Below are 626 nucleotides of genomic sequence, written 5' to 3'. Positions count from 1 at the left end.
AGCCCCAGCAGCCAGTACACCACCGCGAACAGCAGCCCCACACCCGCCACCATGCCGATCAGCAGCAGCGCGCTGTGCCCGCTCCACACCCCTTCCGCGACACTGTCGCAGAACGCGTTGTAGACGATCGCCAGGATCACCGCCCGGTCCGCGATCTTCACGATCAGCTTGTGCTTCTCCACGAACGACAGCAGCAGCGGGCGCACCAGCTGGCCCACCACCAGCGGCAGGATGACGATCATGATGAGCTTCACGATCACATCGCCCAGCGCCATGGAGCCGCCGGTTGCGTGCAGGTACCACGCCATCAGCAGCGGCGTGACGAACACGCCGATCAGCGAGGAGATCGAGGCGTTGAAGATGGCCACCGGCACATTGCCCTTGGCCAGCGACGTCATCGCCACCGACGACGACACCGTGGACGGCAGCGCCGCCAGGAAGAAGAAGCCGATGCCCACTTCCTCCGGCATCAGCCGGTTGATGAGCGGCATGGCCAGCACCACCACCAGCGGGAACAGCGCGAAGGTGGCGAGCTGCACCACCAGGTGCAGCTGCCAGCGGGTCGCGCTCTCCAGCAGCCGCCGGGTGGCGAGCGACACGCCATAGAGGAAGAAGATGACGCCGAT

At 66.0% G+C, this 626-nt stretch carries 1 protein-coding gene; it reads right to left on the bottom strand.

Going from position 1 to position 626, the window contains the following annotated elements:
- Window positions 1-626, bottom strand: a 626-nt coding sequence (locus L0966_RS22170) for a bile acid:sodium symporter (protein ID WP_234054273.1), incomplete at both ends; no start/stop codon positions are given.

The organism is Xanthobacter sp. NM-59 (genome assembly GCF_021401125.1).
GTDB lineage: Bacteria > Pseudomonadota > Alphaproteobacteria > Rhizobiales > Xanthobacteraceae > Xanthobacter.
The sequence above is the reverse complement of the archived record's forward strand: the minus strand, read 5'-3'. Positions and strand labels throughout refer to the sequence as shown.